This window comes from Flavobacterium sp. FPG59 (genome assembly GCF_002150205.1).
GTDB lineage: Bacteria > Bacteroidota > Bacteroidia > Flavobacteriales > Flavobacteriaceae > Flavobacterium.
This window is the reverse complement of the sequence record NZ_MTCA01000384.1, coordinates 1-1229: the sequence shown is the minus strand read 5'-3', so window position 1 is coordinate 1229 and position 1229 is coordinate 1. Positions and strand designations below refer to the sequence as shown.

General features: G+C 26.2%; 1 protein-coding gene. It reads left to right on the top strand.

The annotated features are described in order from the left end of the window. Positions 1-24: 24 nt before the first annotated feature. Positions 25-1229, top strand: a 1205-nt coding sequence (locus FPG59_RS16175; protein WP_140344725.1) for an O-antigen ligase family protein, incomplete at its 3' end; no start/stop codon positions are given.

Below are 1229 nucleotides of genomic sequence, written 5' to 3'. Positions count from 1 at the left end.
AAATTTTACTAAACTTTTGATTAAATGAATTTAAGAAAAATAAATATTGTTTACGGCGGGATATTAGTTTCAATGTTAATTGGTGAACTTTGTTTATCATCTGTATTAAATTTTAATGTAATACGGTTTTTACAGGTTTTAATTTTTTTTAATGTTATTTTAAAAGGTTTTAAAGTTTTGTATAATACTTTACTTTTTATTTTGCCAGCTTTTGTATATATTTTTCATGCAGTATTTTACCTAGATGAAATAAATGTTGTTGGTGATTTTTTTAACATTATTTGGTGGTTTATTTTTATGACAATTATGAATTACTCTATCAAGAGTTATGATGATTTTAATAAGTTTAAATCAATATTATTTAGATCTACCTTTTTTTTAACGACAATTTCATCAATATTAGGTTTACTTAAACTTTATTTTATGAGTTCAGGAATTATTCTGAATTACTTTGAGGTAGTTAGTGCAGACGGGACGTCGGAGATTTCATTTGGTTCATCTTTAAATGCCGACTATAATGTATATGCGATAGGGCTTTATTGTGGGCTTTTTGCTGGTTTATACTGCTATAAAAAAACTACAAATGTAAAACTAAAAATAGTATATACTGTTGCATTATTACTAATTTTAGCTGCAGGTCTTATGTCAGGATCAAGGCGCGGTTTTGTTATTGGTATTTTTTTAATTTTTTATATTATTTTTTGGTCGTTTAAAGTGGACTCATATAGTTTCAAGCTTAATGCATTTAATAAAAAAAAACAAGCATTTATCAAGAAACCATGGATAGCATTTGTTTTTTTATTAGTTTTTTTTGTATCCTTAACTAGATTAGACATAGATTCTATAATAGAATCTAGTAGTGAGATAACTTCAGTTTTAGATCGATTATTGACACTGGAAGATCTTTCATCTCAAGAAAATGATACTAGAAGTAATAGATGGGTTTATGCATTTGAATTTTTTTCTGAAATGCCTGCCCTTTCAAAATTATTCGGTGATGGTTTCGATTATATGAGAATGTTTGGGTACAAGTTTGACGTGGGTTATTCAGATCATCCTCATAATGTTTGGATATCATCTTTGTTATATGGAGGTATTTTTGGCTTTATCTCAACCATTTTTTTAACGGTTTATGTTTTCTTTTTTTTTAAAAAACACAAACACATTTTTAAAGAATTATTTGTTTGGTACATACTATTTTTACTTTTAAATTTTACGAGTTCAAATAC